This window comes from Pseudonocardia sp. D17 (assembly GCF_036984265.1).
GTDB classification, from domain to species: domain Bacteria; phylum Actinomycetota; class Actinomycetes; order Mycobacteriales; family Pseudonocardiaceae; genus Pseudonocardia; species Pseudonocardia benzenivorans.
Window position 1 is genome coordinate 50,513 of sequence record NZ_BPRG01000101.1, and the last position, 17,647, is coordinate 68,159.

At 75.6% G+C, this 17,647-nt stretch carries 15 protein-coding genes; 5 read left to right on the forward strand and 10 right to left on the reverse strand.

Annotated features, from left to right (window positions below; translation table 11 throughout):
* Positions 1 to 22: 22 nt before the first annotated feature.
* On the reverse strand, positions 23 to 2,008 hold the full coding sequence (locus PSD17_RS17225) for a vWA domain-containing protein (protein ID WP_339123498.1): 1,986 nt from the start codon (positions 2,006 to 2,008) through the stop codon (positions 23 to 25).
* Positions 2,001 to 3,401, reverse strand: coding sequence for an ATP-binding protein (locus PSD17_RS17230; RefSeq protein ID WP_013675445.1), 1,401 nt, complete (start codon positions 3,399 to 3,401; stop codon positions 2,001 to 2,003). The genes PSD17_RS17225 and PSD17_RS17230 overlap by 8 nt, the downstream gene beginning before the upstream one ends.
* A 152-nt stretch (positions 3,402 to 3,553) precedes the next feature.
* Between PSD17_RS17230 and PSD17_RS17235 the strand changes: the two genes are divergently transcribed.
* Positions 3,554 to 4,093 (forward strand): DinB family protein, encoded by a 540-nt coding sequence (locus PSD17_RS17235; RefSeq protein WP_013675446.1) that lies wholly within the window; start codon positions 3,554 to 3,556, stop codon positions 4,091 to 4,093.
* A 173-nt stretch (positions 4,094 to 4,266) separates the two neighbouring features.
* Here PSD17_RS17235 and PSD17_RS17240 read toward each other — a convergent pair whose 3' ends face one another.
* The 3 genes from PSD17_RS17240 to PSD17_RS17250 form a co-directional block, all read right to left on the reverse strand.
* Complete coding sequence (locus tag PSD17_RS17240; RefSeq protein ID WP_339123500.1) at positions 4,267 to 5,172, reverse strand: M56 family metallopeptidase; 906 nt, start codon at positions 5,170 to 5,172, stop codon at positions 4,267 to 4,269.
* 34 nt (positions 5,173 to 5,206) lie between these two features.
* Complete coding sequence (locus PSD17_RS17245) at positions 5,207 to 5,548, reverse strand: BlaI/MecI/CopY family transcriptional regulator (protein ID WP_013675448.1); 342 nt, start codon at positions 5,546 to 5,548, stop codon at positions 5,207 to 5,209.
* 117 nt (positions 5,549 to 5,665) lie between these two features.
* The gene (locus PSD17_RS17250; RefSeq protein WP_339123502.1) at positions 5,666 to 6,457 is read right to left on the reverse strand and encodes a L,D-transpeptidase; all 792 of its coding nucleotides are present in this window, start codon (positions 6,455 to 6,457) and stop codon (positions 5,666 to 5,668) included.
* 251 nt (positions 6,458 to 6,708) lie between these two features.
* Between PSD17_RS17250 and PSD17_RS17255 the strand changes: the two genes are divergently transcribed.
* On the forward strand, positions 6,709 to 8,214 hold the full coding sequence (locus tag PSD17_RS17255; protein ID WP_339123504.1) for an MFS transporter: 1,506 nt from the start codon (positions 6,709 to 6,711) through the stop codon (positions 8,212 to 8,214).
* Positions 8,215 to 8,224: 10 nt separating this feature from the next.
* On the opposite strand, the gene PSD17_RS17260 is transcribed toward PSD17_RS17255, so the two are convergent.
* Entirely contained in the window at positions 8,225 to 9,058 is an 834-nt protein-coding gene (locus PSD17_RS17260) for a TIGR03620 family F420-dependent LLM class oxidoreductase (RefSeq protein ID WP_339123506.1), read from the reverse strand.
* A 73-nt stretch (positions 9,059 to 9,131) separates the two neighbouring features.
* Between PSD17_RS17260 and PSD17_RS17265 the strand changes: the two genes are divergently transcribed.
* A complete protein-coding gene (locus PSD17_RS17265) occupies positions 9,132 to 10,697 on the forward strand; it encodes an FAD-dependent oxidoreductase (RefSeq protein WP_158703428.1) in 1,566 nt (521 codons plus the stop codon).
* Between the two features lie 138 nt (positions 10,698 to 10,835).
* Entirely contained in the window at positions 10,836 to 12,443 is a 1,608-nt protein-coding gene (locus PSD17_RS17270) for a bifunctional 3'-5' exonuclease/DNA polymerase (protein WP_339123517.1), read from the forward strand.
* 34 nt (positions 12,444 to 12,477) lie between these two features.
* Here the strand turns inward: PSD17_RS17270 and PSD17_RS17275 are convergent, their stop codons facing one another.
* From PSD17_RS17275 to PSD17_RS17290, 3 genes are all read right to left on the reverse strand, one after another.
* On the reverse strand, positions 12,478 to 13,380 hold the full coding sequence (locus PSD17_RS17275; protein WP_339123508.1) for an SGNH/GDSL hydrolase family protein: 903 nt from the start codon (positions 13,378 to 13,380) through the stop codon (positions 12,478 to 12,480).
* Between the two features lie 126 nt (positions 13,381 to 13,506).
* Positions 13,507 to 14,706: an adenosylmethionine decarboxylase gene (gene speD / locus PSD17_RS17280; RefSeq protein WP_445261017.1), complete on the reverse strand. Its 1,200-nt coding sequence runs from the start codon at positions 14,704 to 14,706 to the stop codon at positions 13,507 to 13,509.
* A gap of 178 nt (positions 14,707 to 14,884) precedes the next feature.
* Complete coding sequence (locus PSD17_RS17290) at positions 14,885 to 16,009, reverse strand: type III PLP-dependent enzyme (RefSeq protein WP_013675456.1); 1,125 nt, start codon at positions 16,007 to 16,009, stop codon at positions 14,885 to 14,887.
* Positions 16,010 to 16,065: 56 nt separating this feature from the next.
* Between PSD17_RS17290 and PSD17_RS17295 the strand changes: the two genes are divergently transcribed.
* The gene (locus tag PSD17_RS17295) at positions 16,066 to 16,533 is read left to right on the forward strand and encodes a pyridoxamine 5'-phosphate oxidase family protein (protein ID WP_339123511.1); all 468 of its coding nucleotides are present in this window, start codon (positions 16,066 to 16,068) and stop codon (positions 16,531 to 16,533) included.
* Positions 16,534 to 16,545: 12 nt separating this feature from the next.
* On the opposite strand, the gene PSD17_RS17300 is transcribed toward PSD17_RS17295, so the two are convergent.
* Entirely contained in the window at positions 16,546 to 17,595 is a 1,050-nt protein-coding gene (locus tag PSD17_RS17300) for an acyl-CoA dehydrogenase family protein (RefSeq protein WP_339123512.1), read from the reverse strand.
* Positions 17,596 to 17,647: the final 52 nt, after the last annotated feature.

Genomic DNA, 17,647 nt, shown 5'->3' on the forward strand with positions numbered 1-17,647 from the left:
GCGCCGCCGGGCACGGGCGGGGTCAGCGCCGCCGGGTCCGTAGGTAGTCCGACACGACCTCGGCGCCGAGCCCGTCGAGCGTCGGCGCGACGACACGGCCGCCGCAGCGCCGCGCGACGTCGTCCATGAAGGCGGCGAGCCGCGGGTCGTCGCCGAGCACGAAGAACGTGAACGCGGCCCCGAGCCCGGTGAGCCGGTCGATCTCGGACACGGTGGCGCGCAACGTGTACGGGCTCGGCGGGTAGTCGAAGTAGGCCCCACCGTCGGGTTCGAGGTGGGCCGTCGGCTCGCCGTCGGTCACCACGAGCACGACGGGCATCGCGTCGGGGTGGCGGCGCAGGTGCCGGCCCGCGAGCAGCAGCGCGTGGTGCAGGTTGGTGCCCTGCGCGTACACGCCGTCGAGCCCGACGAGTTCGCCCAGCTCGACGGTCTGCGCGTGCCGCCCGAACGTGACCAGCGCGAGGTCGTCGCCGCGGAAGCGCGTCGAGATCAGCTGGTGCAGCGCCAGCGCGGTGCGCTTCATCGGCACCCACCGGCCCTCGGCCACCATCGACCACGAGGTGTCGACGAGCAGCGCCACCGCGGCCCGGGTCCGCTGCTCGGTCTCGACGACCTCCACGTCGCTCACGTCGAGGGTGCGGGTGTCCCCGCCCGCCTGCCGCAGCTGGGCGTTGAGCAGGGTGCGGGGCACCGACCAGGCCTCGGTGTCGCCGAACGCCCACGCCCGGGTCGCCCCGGTCGCCTCGCCCGCGGCGCCGGAGCGGCGGGTCTCGCGTTCCCCGCGGCGCGCCCCCATCTTGTCGACGACGTCGCGCAGCGCGGACTCCCCGAGCCGGCGCAACGCCTTGGGCGAGAGGTGCAGCGACCCGTCGGGCGCCCGCTCGAACAGGCCCTGGCGCTGCAGCTCGCGCTCCAGCTCGGCCAGTGTCCGCGCGTCCACCCGGGCCTCGTCGCCGAGCAGCTCGCCGACGGCGTCGAGGTCGATGTCCTCCATCCGGGCACCGGGGTAGCTCTGGGCGAGCTGCTCGGCGAGCGAGTCGAGCCGGCCGAGCTCCTCCAGCGCCCGGGTGGCCTCCCCCATGCCCAGCGGGTTGTCGCCACGGAACCGTCCGGAGCCCTGCCAGTCCTCGCCGGGCCGCAGGCCCTGCAGGTTGGCGTCGAGCTGCGCGAGCGCCTGGGCCAGCCGCGGGTCGCCGAACGCCTGCTGCGACAGCTCCATCAGCTCGGCGCGCTGCTCGGCCGACATCGAGTTGAGCATCCGCTGTGCCGCCGCGGCCCGGGCGGCGAGCAGGTCGGCGAGCTCGTCGGTGTTCTGCGGGTTCTCGGGAAAGAACTCGCCGTGCCGCTGCATGAACTCGGCGAACTGCTGTGTGGTGTCCCGACCCTCCGCGTGGTTCTGCAGCAGCGAGTTGAGGTCGTCGAGCATCTCGCGGATGCGCTCGACGTCCTCCGGCCTCGCGTTCTGCATCGCCTCCTTCATGCCCTCGAAGCGCTGGTCGAGCATCTCGCGCCCGAGCAGGTCGCGGATTTCCTCGTAGGCCTCGCGGGCCTCCGACGAGCGCCAGTCGTACCCCGAGAGCTCCCGCACCGCCCCGCCGGTGTCGGTGGGCAGCGCGTCGAGCTGCATCTCGCGGAAGCGCGCGTCCTCGGACGTCGGGGTGTCCTCGTCACGGGACAGGGTGTCGCGCTCGGCGTTCATCGCCCGTTCCAGCAGCTCACGGACCTGCTGCAGGGTGCCGTCGAGCCGGTTGTCGCGCTGCAGGTCGCGCCGGCGCTGCCACACCTGGCGGGACAGGTCGTCGAGACCGCGGCGGCCCTCCATGCCCCGTCGCAGCAGCTCCTGCAGGGCCTGCCGCGGCGAGCTGCCCTCCATGACGTCGCGGCCGATCTGGTCCATGGCAGACCGGATGTCGAACGGCGGCGCCAGCGGGTCGGGCCCGCCGGCGTAGGGCCCGTAGGCGTAGCGCCGCCGCCGACGGTGCCTCTTCCCGCCCGGCCCATCAGCCATAGCTGACCGTGTCTCCGTCGTCGGACTCGTCCTTGGCGAGCTTGCGCGTCAGGAACAGGTACTCCAGCGCCAGCTCCGCGGCCGAGGCCATCGGTCCCGGGTCCTCGGTGCCGGACGCCCCGAGCCGGGTCGCGACCTCGGTGAGCGCCGGGACCTGCGGCAACGCCGCCACGACCTCGGCGGCCGGGACACGTTCGCCGGTGCGGACCGGGCGGGTGCCGACGGCGTCGGTCAGCTCGGACAGGTCCACGCCGCGCAGCGCGAACCGTGCGGTGTCGGCGGTGGCGCGGCGCAGCAGGTGCTCGAGGATCTCCTCCTCGCGCCCCTCCTCGCCGGACGCGAACTCCAGCTTGCCGCGCAGCACCGCCGGGACCGAGTCGAGGTCGACCGGCCGGGCGACTGCGCGGGACTCCCCCGTGATCGCCGCACGGCGCAGCGCCGCGGCCGCGACGGTCTCGGCGGCGGCGACCGCAAACCGGGCCGAGACGCCGGAGGCCTGGTCGACCGCGGAGGCCTCGCGCAGGTGCCGGGTGAACCGGGCGACGACCTCGATCAGGTGGCGTGGCACGTCGGCGACCAGCTCGGCCTCCTGCTCCACGAGCGCGACCTCGTCGGCCACCTCGAGCGGGTAGTGCGTGCGGACCTCGGCGCCGAAACGGTCCTTGAGCGGGGTGATGATCCGCCCGCGGTTGGTGTAGTCCTCCGGGTTCGCGGACGCGACCAGCAGGACGTCGAGCGGCAGCCGCAGCGTGTAGCCGCGGACCTGGATGTCGCGCTCCTCCATGACGTTGAGCAGCGCGACCTGGATGCGCTCGGCGAGGTCGGGCAGCTCGTTGATCGCGACGACGCCCCGGTGCGCGCGCGGGACCAGCCCGAAGTGGATGGTCTCCGGGTCGCCGAGGGAGCGGCCCTCGGCGACCTTGACGGGGTCGACGTCGCCGATCAGGTCGGCGACGGCGGTGTCGGGCGTCGCGAGCTTCTCGGTGTAGCGCTCCGAGCGGTGTCGCCATGCGACGGGAAGCGCGTCGCCCAGCTCGGCGGCGCGACGCACCGACTCCGGGGCGATGGGCTCGTAGGGGTGCTCGCCCAGCTCGGAGCCGGCGATGACGGGGGTCCACTCGTCGAGCAGACCGGTCAGCGAGCGAAGCAGGCGGGTCTTGCCCTGGCCGCGTTCGCCGAGCAGCACGACGTCGTGCCCGGCGAGCAGGGCGCGTTCGAGCTGCGGGAGGACGGTCGACTCGAAGCCGACGATGCCGGGCCAGGGGTCACGGCCCTCGCGCAGCGCGGCGAGGAGGTTCTCGCGGATCTCGGCCTTGACGCCGCGCTGCACGTGGCCGGAGGCCCGCAGCGCGGCGAGGGTGTCGGGAAGATCGGAAGGTGGTGTGACGGGCACCGTTCCACGCTACGCCGCGCACGCTTCCGGCGGCGGCGCGCGAGATCTCTCGAAGATCGTTCTCGTTGCGGTCAGGATCTGGCCACAAGCCTCCGTAACGTCGGGTTCGACACCAGGAGAGAACGCCCGACGGACATTCCGGAGGAACCCCGATGAACGCCACGACCACCAGCTCCGAGGCCACCAGCTCGCAGAGCGGCACCGACGAACGGGCGGACTATCTCGAGACTCTCGCCAAGCACCGCTTCTTCCTGGTCAACACGCTGCGTGGGCTCGACGAGGAGCAGGTGACGGCCACCCCGACGGTGTCGGAGCTCTGTCTGGTCGGGCTCGTCAAGCACGTCGCGGCGACCGAGAGCAGCTGGGTCGACTTCATCCTCGACGGCCCGGCCCGGCAGGACGGGGAGCCCGACTACGAGGGCCACGCCAACTCGTTCCGGCTGCTGCCGGGTGAGACCGTGGAGGGCGTGCTCGCCGAGTACGAGCGGGTCGCCGCCCGCACCACCGAGGTCGTGACGTCGCTGGCCGACCTCGGCGTGTCGCACCCGCTGCCCGAGGCGCCCTGGTTCGAGCCGGGCGCGCGCTGGTCGGTCCGGCGGGTGCTGATGCACATCGTCGCCGAGACCGCGCAGCACGCGGGGCACGCCGACATCATCCGCGAGACGATCGACGGCGCGAAGTCGATGGGCTGAGTCCCGGCTCTCGACGCCGGCCTTCGCAGCCGGCGGGGCTGGCAGGTCGGGCTCGTCCGTGAGTGGCGATGGTCGCCACGGCGGCCATCGCCACTCACGATGACTGCTGGGCCGGTTCGGCGGGGTTCCGGGGACGGCGGTCCCGTGTGTCCGGCGGTCCGGGGTGAAGGCGGTCAGAACTGGAGCAGCAGGACCGTCGGGACCGCGACGAGCGCGACCGCGCCGAGCCGGATCCCGACCCGCACCAGCGGCGACAGCGGGGCGGGCGGTGCGGCGATCCGCGCGATCCGCGCGTCGACCGCCGAGGTGAACGAGCTCAACGCGGCCGACGGCGCCGACCCGCCGACGGTGCGCAGCGCGCCGGCGAGCTCCCGTTGGGCCGAGCACCCGGCGGCGACGTCGTCGGCGCGCATCTCGATCAGCGCCGCCACCGCGAGCTGGGCGCAGACCATGCCGCGCACGAACGGGGCCGTCGCCCCCCACGCCACGAACGGCAGCACGACGAGATCGTGCCGCTCGGTCAGGTGTGCCCGCTCGTGGGCGAGCACGGCGCGGACCCCGTCGGGCGCGAGCCGTTCCAGTACACCCGCCGAGACGACGAGCCGCGAGCTGCGCCCCGGCAGGCAGTAGGCGACGGGGATCGGGTGGTCGAGCACCCGCGTGCCGGGGGCGGCCGGCCACGGCGTCGCGAGGACGTCGAGCAGGTCACGGTGGCGCCGTCGCGCCCGCAGCGTCCGGACCGTGACGCTGATGAGGACGAGGAGCAGGCGCGCGCCGAGCAGGACCGTCACGACGAGCGCGATGAGGTGCGGCGCGCCGAGATCCACCAGCAGCGTGCCCCCGCCGATCGACCGCACCAGCCCGCCGACCGCCGGGATCAGGTTCTGTCCGAGCGGCGCCAGCGCGTAGACCAGGCCCGCGCCCAGCAGCGACAACCCGCCCGCGAGCCCCACCGCCTGCCACACCAGCAACGCGCCCACGGGGTCGCGCGCCGGCCAACGCGCCGACGCGAGCGAGCGGCTCACGGGTTCGGCGAGCAGCACCCCGAGCACGACGAGCCCGAGGGCGGTCAGCTCCATCGATGACGCCTGGACGTCGGCTGACGGCGCGGCGTCAGCCGAGCAGGTCGCGCAGGGCGGCGCGTTCGTCGGGCGGGATGGAGCCCAGGAAACGGGCCAGCGCCGCGCCCCGGTCGGGCGCCGCGTCCAGCGCGTCGCGCATCAGCTCGGCCACATGGTCCTCCCGGCTCGCCACCGGCTGGTAGTGATGCGCGCGCCCGTCGCGGGTGCGCGTCACCAGCTGTTTGCGTTCGAGCCTACCGAGCACCGTCAGCACCGTCGTCGTCGCCAGGTCCCGCTCGGCGAGGGCTTCCTGCACCTCGCGCGCGGTCTGGGGCCCGGACGCGGCCCAGAGGACCTCCATCACGGCCCGTTCCAACTCACCCAGACTCGGCACGTCTGCGATTCTACCCTGCGTAGAAGCGAAAGCGGAGAGGGCGAGCCCGGATCTTCGCGACGATGCGTGCGGGCCGCGCGGGCGCCGCCGGGTTGCGTGCCGCAGCGGGCGCCGCAGTCAGTGGATCTGCACCTCGTCGCCCACCTGAAGGTAGGAGAACCAGGCGACGGCGTCGTCGTGGACGAGCTTCACGCAGCCCGCCGACGGGGTGTCCTGGCGGCCCTCGTGGAACGCGACGCCGCCCGGCGCGAAGAACACCGAGTACGGCATCGGCGAGCCGAACTCGCGGCTGGTGTACTGCTCGGCCTTCCACTGCACCGTGAACGTCCCGACCGGCGTCGGGTACTCGTGGCCGCCGTGCTGGACCGCCACCGGGCCGCGGACGACCTGGTCGCCGTCGAGCAGCCACGCGGTCCGCGACGCGAGGTCGACGCACGCGCGGGCCGTGGCGGTGCAGGGCGTCCCGGCGACGCCCTCCGGCCGCGCCGGGGCCGGCGCGGCCGTGGTGCGGGTCGTGGTCGTCGGGGTGGGGCCGGTCGGGGCGGTGGTCGACCGGGTGGTGGTCGTCGGGGTGGTGGTCGACCGGGTGGCGGTCGTCGGGGCCGGGTCGGCGGTCCGGGTCGAGGCAGGAGCGCGCGTCGCCGAGTGCGGGGCGGTCCCGACGAGCGGCAGGTCGGCGCGGAGAGCGCGGCCGTCGGCCGGCGCGGATGGTGAGGCGGTCGGCGGCGCCGGCGCGGGCGGGTCCGACGGCGCCGCGAGGGCGGCACCCGCTCCCCCGAGTCCGGCCGCCACCGTGAGGGCCGCGGCGACGATCGCGCGCCGTGCACGGGTGGGCCGGGCCGTCGACACGGGTCCGGCGGGTCCGGTTCCGGTGGGCCGCGACGACCCGCGCCACCTGTGCTCGCCCATCGCCGACCTCCGTCAGACCCGTGCTCGGTGCAACGACCGTCCTGCCACACGGTGACGGTCTCGTCACGGACTGTTCCACATGACCGCGTTCACCCGGTGAGTCGGGATCGGGAACGCCGTCCTCGGCCCATTTCGGTCACGGAGCGTGATACCAGGCGCACAAGATCGCCCGGCCGGCGACGAGCCCGCAGGCAACCTTCCGGCGGGCCTACGCTGACCGCGTCCGCCGGCTCCGTCCCGACAGGAGCGTCATGACCGTCCCCGCGCCCGAGGGTCTGCGCCTCCGTACGCCCGCCGGGCGCTGGGTACTGCTCACCACGGTGCTCGGCTCCGGCATGGCGATGCTCGACGGCACCGTCGTCAACGTCGCGCTCGAGCGGATCGGGCGCGACTTCGGCGCCGGGTTCACCGGTCTGCAGTGGACGGTCAACGCCTACACGCTGACCCTGGCCTCGCTGATCCTGCTCGGCGGTTCGCTCGGTGACCGGTTCGGGCGCAAGCGGGTCTTCCTGATCGGCGTCGTCTGGTTCGCGCTGGCGTCGCTGGCCTGCGGTCTCGCGCCGAACATCGAGACCCTCATCGCGGCCCGGGCGTTGCAGGGCGTCGGCGGCGCGCTGCTCACCCCGGGCAGCCTGGCGATCCTCTCCGCGTCGTTCCACGGCCGCGACCGTGGGGCGGCGATCGGCGCGTGGTCCGGGCTGGGCGGCATCGCCGGCGCCGTCGGGCCCTTCCTCGGCGGCTGGCTCGTCGGCATCGACTGGCGGCTGGTGTTCCTGCTCAACCTGCCGCTCGCCGTGCTGGTGGTCGTCGTGGCCGTCCGGCACGTGCCCGAGACCCGCGACCCGTCCGCCGCCCCGCACCTCGACGTCGCCGGCACGGTGCTGGGTGCGGTCGGGCTCGGCGCCCTCACGTGGTCGCTCACCGGCCTCGGCTCCGGGACCTCCCCGGCGCTGGTCGTGGGGCTGGTGGTCGGCGTCGCCGCGCTCGGCGCGTTCGTCCTCGTCGAGCGCCGGTCCGGGCATCCGCTGGTGCCGCCCGAGCTGTTCGCCGACCGTGTGTTCACCGCCGCCAACGTCGCGACGCTGCTGATCTACGCCGCGCTGGGCACGGTGTTCGTGATGCTGGTGCTCAACCTGCAGATCGTGAGCGGGTTCAGCCCGCTGCAGGCGGGGACGTCGCTGCTGCCCGTCACGGTGCTGATGCTGCTGTTCTCGGCGCGGGCCGGCGCGCTGGCGCAGCGGATCGGGGCGCGCATCCCGATGACGGTCGGCCCGCTGGTGTCGGCATGCGGGCTGCTGCTCATGGGGCGCATCGGGCCCAGCGCGTCGTGGCTCACCGACGTCGCGCCCGCGGTCGTCGTCTTCGGCGCCGGGCTGTCGCTGACGGTGGCACCGCTGACCGCGACGGTGCTGGACGCGGCGTCCGACCGGCACGCGGGCGCCGCGTCCGGGGTGAACAACGCGGTCGCGCGCGCGGCCGGCCTGCTCGCGGTCGCGGTGGTCCCGGGCGTGGCGGGCATCACCGGCGACGCCTACACCGATCCCGTGGCCTTCGAGGCCGGGTACCGGGTCACCGTCGTGATCGGCGCCGCCCTGCTGGTGCTGGCCGCGCTGGTGGCGTTCCTGTTCGTCAGGACCGGGCGGACGCCGGCGCCGGCAGGCGAACCGGACGGCGTCGACGACGAGCGGGTCGCGCTGGAGCGCTGCCCGCACTGCGGCATCACCAGCCCGCAGATGTACCCGTCCGACCGGTCCTGACGCGGCGGGCTCAGAGCCCGAGAGCCCTCGCCAGCTCCGTCAGCCCGGGCACCGGGTCGGCGCCGGCCGGGACGAGCAGCTGGGCGCACACGTGATCGGCCCCGGCGTCGATGTGCTCACGCAGCCGGGCCGCCACCGCTGCCGCGTCCCCGTGCGCGACGACCGCGTCGACCACCTCGTCGGCCGCCGAGTCCAGCTGCTGCTCGTCGAAGCCCAGCCGCATCAGGTTGCGGCGGTAGTTGACCAGCCGCAGGTAGGGCTTGCGGACCGCGGGGCGCCCCAGTTCGCGGGCCCGCTCGGGATCGGTGTCGATGACGACCTTGTGCTCGGGCGCGAGCAGCACGCCCGCACCGAGGATCTCGCGCGCCTCGCGGGTGTGCTCGGGCGTCGTCAGGTACGGGTGGGCGCCCGCGGTGCGCTCGGCCGCGACCCGCAGCACCTTCGGCCCGAGCGCGGCGAGCACGCGGGCCTCGACCGGGACGTCCGCGGCGTCGAGCGCGTCGAGATAGCCGACGATCGTGTCGAAGGGCTTCGCGTACTGCGCGGTGGCCTCGGGGTGCCCGATACCCACGCCGAGCAGGAAGCGGTCGGGATGCGCGCTCGCGATCCGGTGGTAGGAGCGCGCGACCTCGTCGGCCGGGCTGTTCCACATGTTCACGATGCCCGTCGCGATCGCGATGCGGTCGGTCGCGGCGAGCAGCTCGTCGACGATCGCGAGGTCCGCCGGTGGGGAGCCGCCGATCCAGATGGCGCCGTACCCGAGATCCTCGATCCGCTTCGCGAGCATCCCGTCGAGGTCGCTCGCGCGTCGCCAGACGCCGTACCGCCCGACCTGCACCGTCATCGACGTACCTCCTCGGCCGGCCCACGACCGGCGCCTCCGGGCACGGCCGACGGGGTCGCTCTACGCTGCACGCGTGGGCTCCCCCGGCGGTCGCGCCGCTCCCCTGCGAATGCGGCCGCGACTGCTCGTGGCCGCCGACCCCACCCTGCCACGGCAGGCCCCGCCCGGCAGCGAGGCCGTCGTCGTCGGAGCCGGCGTCGCGGGGGTCAGCGCCGCGACGATCCTCGCCGAGCGCGGTGTCGCGGTGACGCTCGTCGAGGCGGCCGCGACGTTGGGCGGACGGCTGGGCGCGTGGCCGCACACGCTGCCCGACGGCACCGAGCAGGTCGTCGAGCACGGCTTCCACGCGTTCTTCCGGCACTACTACACGTGGCGGGACGTGTTGCGGCGCATCGATCCCGGGCTCGGGTTCCTGCGCCCGGTCAAGGGCTACCCGGTGATCTCGCGACGGTTCCCTCCCGAGGACCTCGGCCGGCTGCCGGCCGCGCCGCCGTTGAACCTGCTGGCGTTGTTCGCGCGCTCGTCGAGCCTGACCGTGGCCGACCTGCTCGGCGCCGACGTCGCGCTGGGCACCGAGCTGCTGACCTTCGACCGCGCCCGCACGCCCGAGGTGCTCGACACCATGAGCGCCGGGGACTTCCTCGCCGGGCTGCGGGTGTCCGACCGGGCACGGGAGATGCTGTTCGAGGCGTTCGCGCGGTCCTTCTTCTGCGACCCGGACGGACTCTCGGCCGCCGAGCTCGTCGCGATGTTCCACTTCTACTTCCTCGGAAACCCCGCGGGCATCGGGTTCGACGCACCGCGGACCGACCACCTGCACGCGATCTGGGCGCCCCTCGCGGAGTACCTGCGGGCCCGGGGCGCGACGATCCGCACCGGCTGCGCGCTGCGGTCGCTTCGGCCCGACGGCCCCGGCTGGGCGCTGACCCTCGACGACGGCGCGACCCGCACGACGCGCCACGTCGTACTGGCTCTCGACCCGGGCGGGCTGCGCGCCGTCGTGGGCGCCTCACCCGAGCTCACCGGCGTCGCGCCGCGGCTCGCCGCGCAGACCGCGGGCCTGACGACGGCGCCGCCGTTCGTCGTGAGCAGGGTGTGGCTCGCCGCCGACGTCGACCCGGGCCGCGCGGTGTTCAACGCCGTCAGCGGGGAGCCGACGCTGGACTCGGTGACGGTGTACTCGCGGCTGGAGGAACCGTCGGCGCAGTGGGCCCGCGAGACGGGCGGCTGCGTGCTGGAGCTGCACTCCTACGCCTGCACCGAGCCCGACGCGGCGGTGGAGCGGATGCTGGGTGAGCTCGCGGCGCTGTGGCCGGAGACCGCCGGGACCGCACAGGTGCACCGCGTCGACCGGGTCGACGCGACCGCGCCCGCCTTCCCGCCCGGGTCCGCGGGCACCCGTCCCGGGGTGCGCACGGACGCGCGCGGGGTCCGGGTCGCCGGTGACTTCGTCGAGGCGCCGCTGGTGTGCGGGTTGATGGAACGCGCGGCCGTCACCGGGGTGCTGGCCGCCGCGGACGTGCTCGCCGAGCTCGGGACGCAGGGCGTCGACGTCTACGGCGTCCCGCAGCGGGGCCTGCTGGCCGGGCTGCCGGCACGGGCGCGGCACCGCGCCGTCGGACCGCGGGCGGCCACCTAGACAGGTGTCCGACGGCCACGATGTCGCGATGTCGGTGCCCGCGGCTACCGTCGGCCCATCGAACCGTCGTCTCCTACCGCCGACCGGGCCGACCGGGCCGTCCGTGCCGACCGGGTCGCCGACCGGCCGGCACTCCGCATCGCGGTCCACGCCGATCCCGACGGCCCGCTGCACATCCAGCGCCTCGACGACACGGACGCGCCGCTGCACCCGCCCGCTCCCGTCACCCCGGCCGAGGTGGCCGCACTCGACGAGGGCGCGCCACGCTGGGTGTGGCGTACCGCCCGGACCTACCGCGCACTGCTCGCGGCGGGTGTGCGGGTCGCTCGTGCCCACGACGTCGAACTCGTGGAGCGGCTGCTGGTGGCCGCCGCCGCCCGGTTCGGCGCCCCGCACGGACTCGCGGCCGCGAGCGCCCGACTCGCCGGGCTGCCCGAGGAGCCGGACCCCGCCCCGGAGGCCGACGACGAGCCGCCCGGTCTGTTCCGCAGCGCCGCCCCGACCGGCCCGGAGACACTCGCCGCACTGGTCGCGGTGCACGCCGCGCAGCGCCGCACTCTCGCGGCCGACGCGCGGCTCACGCTGCTCGCGGCCGCCGAGTCGGCCGGCGGCATCGTCGCCGAGGAGATGCGCGCCGAGGGGCTGCCCTGGGACGCCGCGGTGCACGACGCGCTGCTGACCGCGGCGCTGGGCCCGCGCCCGGCCGGGTCCGCGCGCCCGCGACGACTCGCCGCGCTCGCCGACGACATCGCGACCGCCTTCGGCCGGCCGGTCAACCCCGACTCCCCCGCAGAGGTGCTGCGCGCGTTCGGCCGCGTGGGCGTCGAGCTGCCCAGCACCCGGTCCTGGGTGCTGAAACAGGTCGACCACCCGGCCGTCGCGCCGCTGCTGGCCTACAAGGAGCTGGCCCGGCTGCACTCGGCGCACGGCTGGGCGTGGCTGCGGACCTGGGTGCACGACGGCCGGTTCCGTCCCGAGTACGTCGTCGGCGGCGTCGTGTCCGGACGCTGGGCCACCCGCGGCGGCGGGGCGCTGCAGATCCCGAAGGCCGTGCGCGCCGCTGTCCGCGCCGATCCCGGCAACCGGCTGGTCGTGGCCGACGCCGCGCAGCTGGAACCACGCATCCTCGCCGCCATGGCAGGCGACGCCGCGCTCGCCCGCGCCGGTGGCCGCGACCAGGACTCCGACCTGTACGCGGGCCTCGCGCACGAGCTGTTCGGCGGCGCCGGACCGGACGGCCGGGCCAAGGCCAAGCTCGCCGTGCTGTCGGCGATCTACGGGCAGACCTCCGGCGACGCCGGCGCCCACCTGGCCCTGCTGCGCCGCCGGTTCCCCGCCGCCGTCGAGGTCGTCGAGGCGGCCGCGCGGGCGGGCGAAGAGGGTCGGATCGTCCGGTCGTGGCTGGGCCGCACGTGCCCGCCGGCGGCGCCGGGCGACGAACAGCCCGCCCGGGCCCGGGCGCGGGGCCGGTTCACCCGCAACTTCGTCGTGCAGGCCACGGCCGCGGAGTGGGCGCTCGTCCTGCTCGCGGAGCTGCGCGCAGCACTGCACGCGGCCGGTGACCCGGCCCGGCTGGTCTTCTTCCAGCACGACGAGGTGCTCCTGCACGGCCCGGCCGACGGCGCCGGGCTCGCCGCACGGCTCGTGCAGGACGCCGCCGACACCGCGACCCGCCGGCTCTTCGGCGACACCCCGGTCCGGATCCCCGTCCCGGGCCGGGTCGTGGGCTCGTACGCGGAGAAGTGACCGGCGGCCACACCCGGGCCGGTGCCGCCGGGGACTACGCCGCCGACTGGGCCTGCGGGGACAGCGCGCCGAGCACCGCGTCGGCCATGCCGCGCATGCCGGCGGCGTTGGGGTGCACGGGCGCGGCCGGTGAGGTGGGGACCAGGCCCTCGATCCAGCGCGTGCCCTGCGGCGCGCACATGTCGTGCCCGATGCCCGGGGTGTAGGTGTCGACGTAGTCCGCGCCCGCCGCCGCGGCCTGCGCGGCGAGCATCGCGTTGAGCTCCTTCTCCACGCCGCGCAGGTACGCGACGTCGCCCGGGCTGAACGGGACGACCGGGAAGCAGCCGGGCCCGGTGTCGGGCAGCAGCGCCGGGTAGCCGACGACGAGCACGTGCGCATCGGGCGCCCGCTCCTCGATGTCCGCCAACGCCGCCGCGATCTTCGGTGCCGTCGCGTCGATCCGGGCAGCCAGCTCGTCGGTGCCGTCGGCCGCGGTGAAGTGGTCGCGGCACGCGGCGCCCGTGGGGTGCAGCGGTGAGCGCGTCGCGCAGGCGGTGATGATCGACACGAACCCGATGTCGTTGCCGCCGATGCCCAGCGTCACGAGCGACACGTCGGGGCCCAGTGCGTCGAGCTGCGGCGCGTTGGTGCCCAGCCCGGTCGGCTGCGGCCCGCCGAGGTTCGCGGTGGTCGCGCCGCTGCAGCTGACGTCGGACACCGTGCCGACGGCCAGCGCGCGGGCCACCAGCGCCGGGTAGTTGTTCGTCGAACGCAGGCACCCCGCAGGCCGCCCGGTCTGGATCGGGACGAGCGGGCCCGCCGTGTAGGAGTCGCCCAGCGCCACGTACCGGCCCGCGGTCGCGGGTTCGGCGGCGAGCGCGGGCGCCGCCGCCAGCAGCGACCCGGCGGCCGCGATCCCCGCGGCGGCGGCGAACGAGACGACAGCTCTCCACACGTGGCGACGGGGCACGTCCGACCTACCTCCGGGAGCGGGCCCCGAGTCGGGCCGGGCGGACCGAGCATGGCGCACGGCGCGGTCCCGCGGAAGGCCGCTCGCCTGGGCCTCCCCCGCTCGTGGCGCTCAGCGGGTCCGCAGCCGCCGCGGCGGCACCGTGCGGGAGCGCAGGAACTCGTCGTCGACGCTGAGCGGTCGGTACGGCAGGCCGGGCAGCGCCGCGCGCATCCTTTCGACGGCATCGTCCCCGGCTGCCCGCCCGAGCAGGAACGACCACTCGTGCTCGTCGCTGCCGACGTAGACGACGTCGCCGAACACCTCGTGGAACCGGGCCCAGGCGGCGCGCAGCGTCGCGTCCCGCCAGAGCGCGGGGTTGCCCGCCTGCGAGACGACGACGCCGCCGGGGGCGAGCCGGTCGCGGCAGTCGGCGAGGAAGTCGCGTCCGTAGAGCCGGTTGAGCTGGTTGTCGGGCTCGTCGGGCCGCTCGTCGGGCAGGTCGACGACGATCACGTCGTAGCGTGGGCCCTCGCCGCGCACCCACTGCAGACCGTCGGCGTAGTGCACGTGGACCGGGCCGTCGTGCGCCTCGGCGGCGGCGAGCGCCTTCTCGTCGTATCCGTAGGGCAGGTGCGTGGCGCAGGCGCGGACGGCCGCCGCGTCCAGATCGACGTGGTCGACGTGGCCGGCCCCGCAGGCCAGGGCCAGCTCGCTGACGACGCCCTCGCTCGACCCGATCACGAGGACCCGCGCCCGGGAACGGGCCAGCAGGGCGGCCGGGACGAACAGGGCCTCGTGGTAGACGAGCTGGGTCGACTCGGCGCTCTGCCGCTCGTCGTCGCAGAAGAGGGTGACGCCGTGGGCCGTCCCGGCGATCAGGATCCGCTGGTAGGGGGTCGTCTCGCGGTGGACGGGGCGTTCGACGTCCCAGACCCGCGTCAGGCCCGGTGCGATCGGCTCGCGCACCGGCGGGGTGCCGCCGCGGGCCTCGGTGCGCGACTCGCGCACGGTCCCGCCGAGCGCCGTCGCCAGCAGCGCGACGGCGCGTTCCGGATCGGCGGCGTCGCCGCAGGTGAACACGTCGACCAGCGCGCGGCCGTGCTCGGGCCAGGTGTGCACCGACGCGTGCGACTCCGACAGCAGCGCCACGACCGTGACCCCGTGCGGCTCGAACGCCTCGGCGACGACCTGCCGGACCGTCGCCCCGGCCGCGGTGAGCGCGTCGGCGAGCGCGGTGCGCAGCCCGTCGGCGTCGTCGAGGACCGCGGGGTCGATACGGTCGAGGTCGGCGAGGACGTGCAGGCCGACGGGTGCGGGCGGACCGGTCACGTCCCCGGACAGTAGATGAGCCCCGGGCCGCCCTCCCCGAGGCTCCCGCACAGCGGTGAGACTGCGGTCACCACGTCGAGCGCAACCCTGCTGTCGTCCCGCGGCCCGGCGACGACAGTGACGACAGTGAGGTTGCGGCCGGGGCGGGCCTCGGGCCCGGCACAGGGGCTGCGGCGGGTCAGGAGGGGTGGGCCGGGGCGATGTGCACCGGCAGCGGACCGAACCCGTTGAAGCCGACCGACGCGTAGGAGGCGGTGTAGGCACCGGCGTGCAGGAGGTCGACGTGGTCGCCCGCCCGCAGCGACAGCGGCAGCGCGTACGGCGTCCGGCGGTAGAGGACGTCGTCGCCGTCGCAGGTGGGGCCCGCGAGCACCACCGGCCCGCAGGGACCGTCCCGGCCGGGGACCCGCAGCGGGTAGCCGATCGCCTCGTTCTCGGTCTCGGCGAGCCCCTGGTAGCGCCCGGCGTCGAGGTACACCCAGCGCCGGTGGTCGACGCCCGGGCGCCGCGACACGCGCAGCACGCTGGTGCGCAGCACCCCGGCCTCCGCGACGAGCGCCCGGCCGGGTTCCAGCACGAGCTGCGCCGCGTCGATGCCGTCCACACCGCCGATCGCGGCGGCGAACTCGGTGAACGACGGCACGTCGGCCCGGTAGGCGACGGGCAGCCCGCCGCCGACGTCGAGCACCGGATGCTGCAGCCCCGCGTCCCGGGCGACGGCCAGCGCGGCGGCGACACCGGCGGCGTAGGTCGTCGGCCGGGTCTGCTGCGAACCGGCGTGGAACGTCACCCCTGCGGCGACGAGGCCGCGGGAGGCGCAGGCGCGCAACAGGTCCGTCGCCACCTGCGGGGTTGCGCCGAACTTGCCGAAGAAGGGGGTCGCCGAGCCCGAGTCGTCGACGAGCAGCCGCACCAGCACGGCTGCACCCGGCGCGTGCGCGGCGAGCTCGTCGAGGTCCTCGACGCTGTCGGTGACGAACCGGCGCACCCCGGCCCGGTGGGCGGCCGCCGTGGCCGCGGCCCCGCGCACCGGGTTGCCCAGGCCGATTCGCGCGGGATCGGCCCCGGCCGCCAGGCACAGGTCGACCTCGGCCGGGCTCGCGGCGTCGAACCCGGCACCGGCCGCGACGAGGGTGCGCAGCACCGCGGGGTGCGGGCACGCCTTGACCGCGTAGAGCACCTCCGCACCGGGGAACGCGGCGACGACGTCGGCGTGGCGTCGGGCGACGACGGCCGGGTCGAGCACGAGGTACGGCGTGGGCCGGTCCCGGTCGGCGAGGAAGGCGTCCAGCGCGGGGTGCACGGGGCCAGTCTTCCTGCGCCCGTCGCGAGGCCCGGGACCGGCTAGCGTCGGTGATCGTGAAGCAACAACGCCGCGCCCGCGCCATCGCCATGACTCCCGACGAGATCGACGCGTTCCTCGCCGAGCAGCGGACCTGCCGCGTCGCCACCAACGGCACGAACGGCCCGCACGCCACCCCGCTCTGGTACGCCTGGCACGACGGCGCGCTGTGGCTGACGTCGTTGTCGCGCAGCCAGCGCTGGACCGACCTGATGGCCGACCCGCGGATCGCGGCCGTCGTCGACGCGGGGCACGACTACAACGAGCTGCGCGGGGTCGAGCTGCGCGGGCGCGTCGAGGTCGTCGGCGAGGTGCCCCGGACCGGTGAGCCGTGCCCGGAGCTCGACGGCCCCGAGCAGCTCATGGCCGACCGCTACCACGGCGGGGTGATCCACCACGACGGCCGGCACGCCTGGCTGCGGCTGCGTCCGGAGAAGATCACCAGCTGGGACTTCCGGAAGCTGCCTGCCGACCGGCAGCGCTGACCGCTCCCACGGTCAGGCGGTCACCAGCGGCCACAACCCGTCGGGCCCGGCGGCCAGCACGAGCTCGCCGATGCGGGCCGCCCACTGGCCGTCGGTGCCGTCCTCCTCGCGCCAGGCCCACAGCCGGGTCGTCGTGAGCCGCAGGTCGTGCTCGCGGGTGAAGCCGATGGCGCCGTGGACCTGGTGCGCGATCCGCGCGACGGCCGTCGCGGCCTCACCGGTGCGGACCTTCGCCGAGGCGACGGCCAGCTCGGCGGTCGGCGCGGCTATCCCGTCGCGGACGACGACGCGCGCGGCGGACTCGGCTGCCGCCCCGCCCGCGGCGACCTCGGCCGCGGCGAGCGCGAGCTGCTGCTGGATCGCCTGGAACCGGCCGATCGGACGGCCGAACTGCTCCCGCTCGCCCGCGTAGCCGACCGAGCGGCCCAACGCCCCCCGCGCGGCGCCGGCCAGCAACGTCGCCCGCCACAGCGCGGCACGCAGCGCGAACTGCCCGGCGGCGCCCTCGGGCGCGGCGGCGACGGCCGCTCGCGCACCGTCCCAGGTGAGCGTGTCGCGCGGCTCCTCGGCGACGTTGGTGCCCTCGACGACCGTCGCCGCGGCCGGGTCGAGCACCACGACGGACCCGCCGGTGAGCACGACGACCGCCCCCGCCGACCGCGCCCACGGCACCCGGGCGAGCGTCCCGGACACCGTGTCCCCGGCGACGGCCAGCGCGCCGGCGCGGTCGAGGGCGAAGGTCAACGGTCCGGCCGGGACGTCCAGCCCGGCCCCGGCCGCGGCGCGGCACGCCAGATCGGTCTCGGCCAGTGGCACCCGGGCCGCGTAGGCCCCGGCCTCCACGAGCACGGCGGCGAGGTCGAGCAGCGTGCCGCCGCTGCCGCCCGCGTCCTCGGCGACGGCGAGCCGGGCGAGCCCGGTCTGCTCCAGGTTGTCCCAGAGGGCCGTGTCGAGCCCGGTGCCGGTGGCGTCGGCGTCGGCGAACACCGAGCCGGCCAGCTCGAGCAGGTCCGGGTCGACCTCGGGCAGCGCGTCGGACAGGTCGTCGTGGACGTCGGTCACTGGTCCACCCTCTTCTGTGCGGGGGTCATGAGGGCCTCTGTGGTAGGAAACG

Coding starts and splice junctions, on each gene's coding strand:
- PSD17_RS17225 (WP_339123498.1), bottom strand. CDS start 2,008: ATGGCTGATGGGCCGGGCGGGAAGAGGCACCGTCGGCGGCGGCGCTAC.
- PSD17_RS17235 (WP_013675446.1), top strand. CDS start 3,554: ATGAACGCCACGACCACCAGCTCCGAGGCCACCAGCTCGCAGAGCGGC.
- PSD17_RS17240 (WP_339123500.1), bottom strand. CDS start 5,172: ATGGAGCTGACCGCCCTCGGGCTCGTCGTGCTCGGGGTGCTGCTCGCC.
- PSD17_RS17250 (WP_339123502.1), bottom strand. CDS start 6,457: ATGGGCGAGCACAGGTGGCGCGGGTCGTCGCGGCCCACCGGAACCGGA.
- PSD17_RS17255 (WP_339123504.1), top strand. CDS start 6,709: ATGACCGTCCCCGCGCCCGAGGGTCTGCGCCTCCGTACGCCCGCCGGG.
- PSD17_RS17260 (WP_339123506.1), bottom strand. CDS start 9,058: ATGACGGTGCAGGTCGGGCGGTACGGCGTCTGGCGACGCGCGAGCGAC.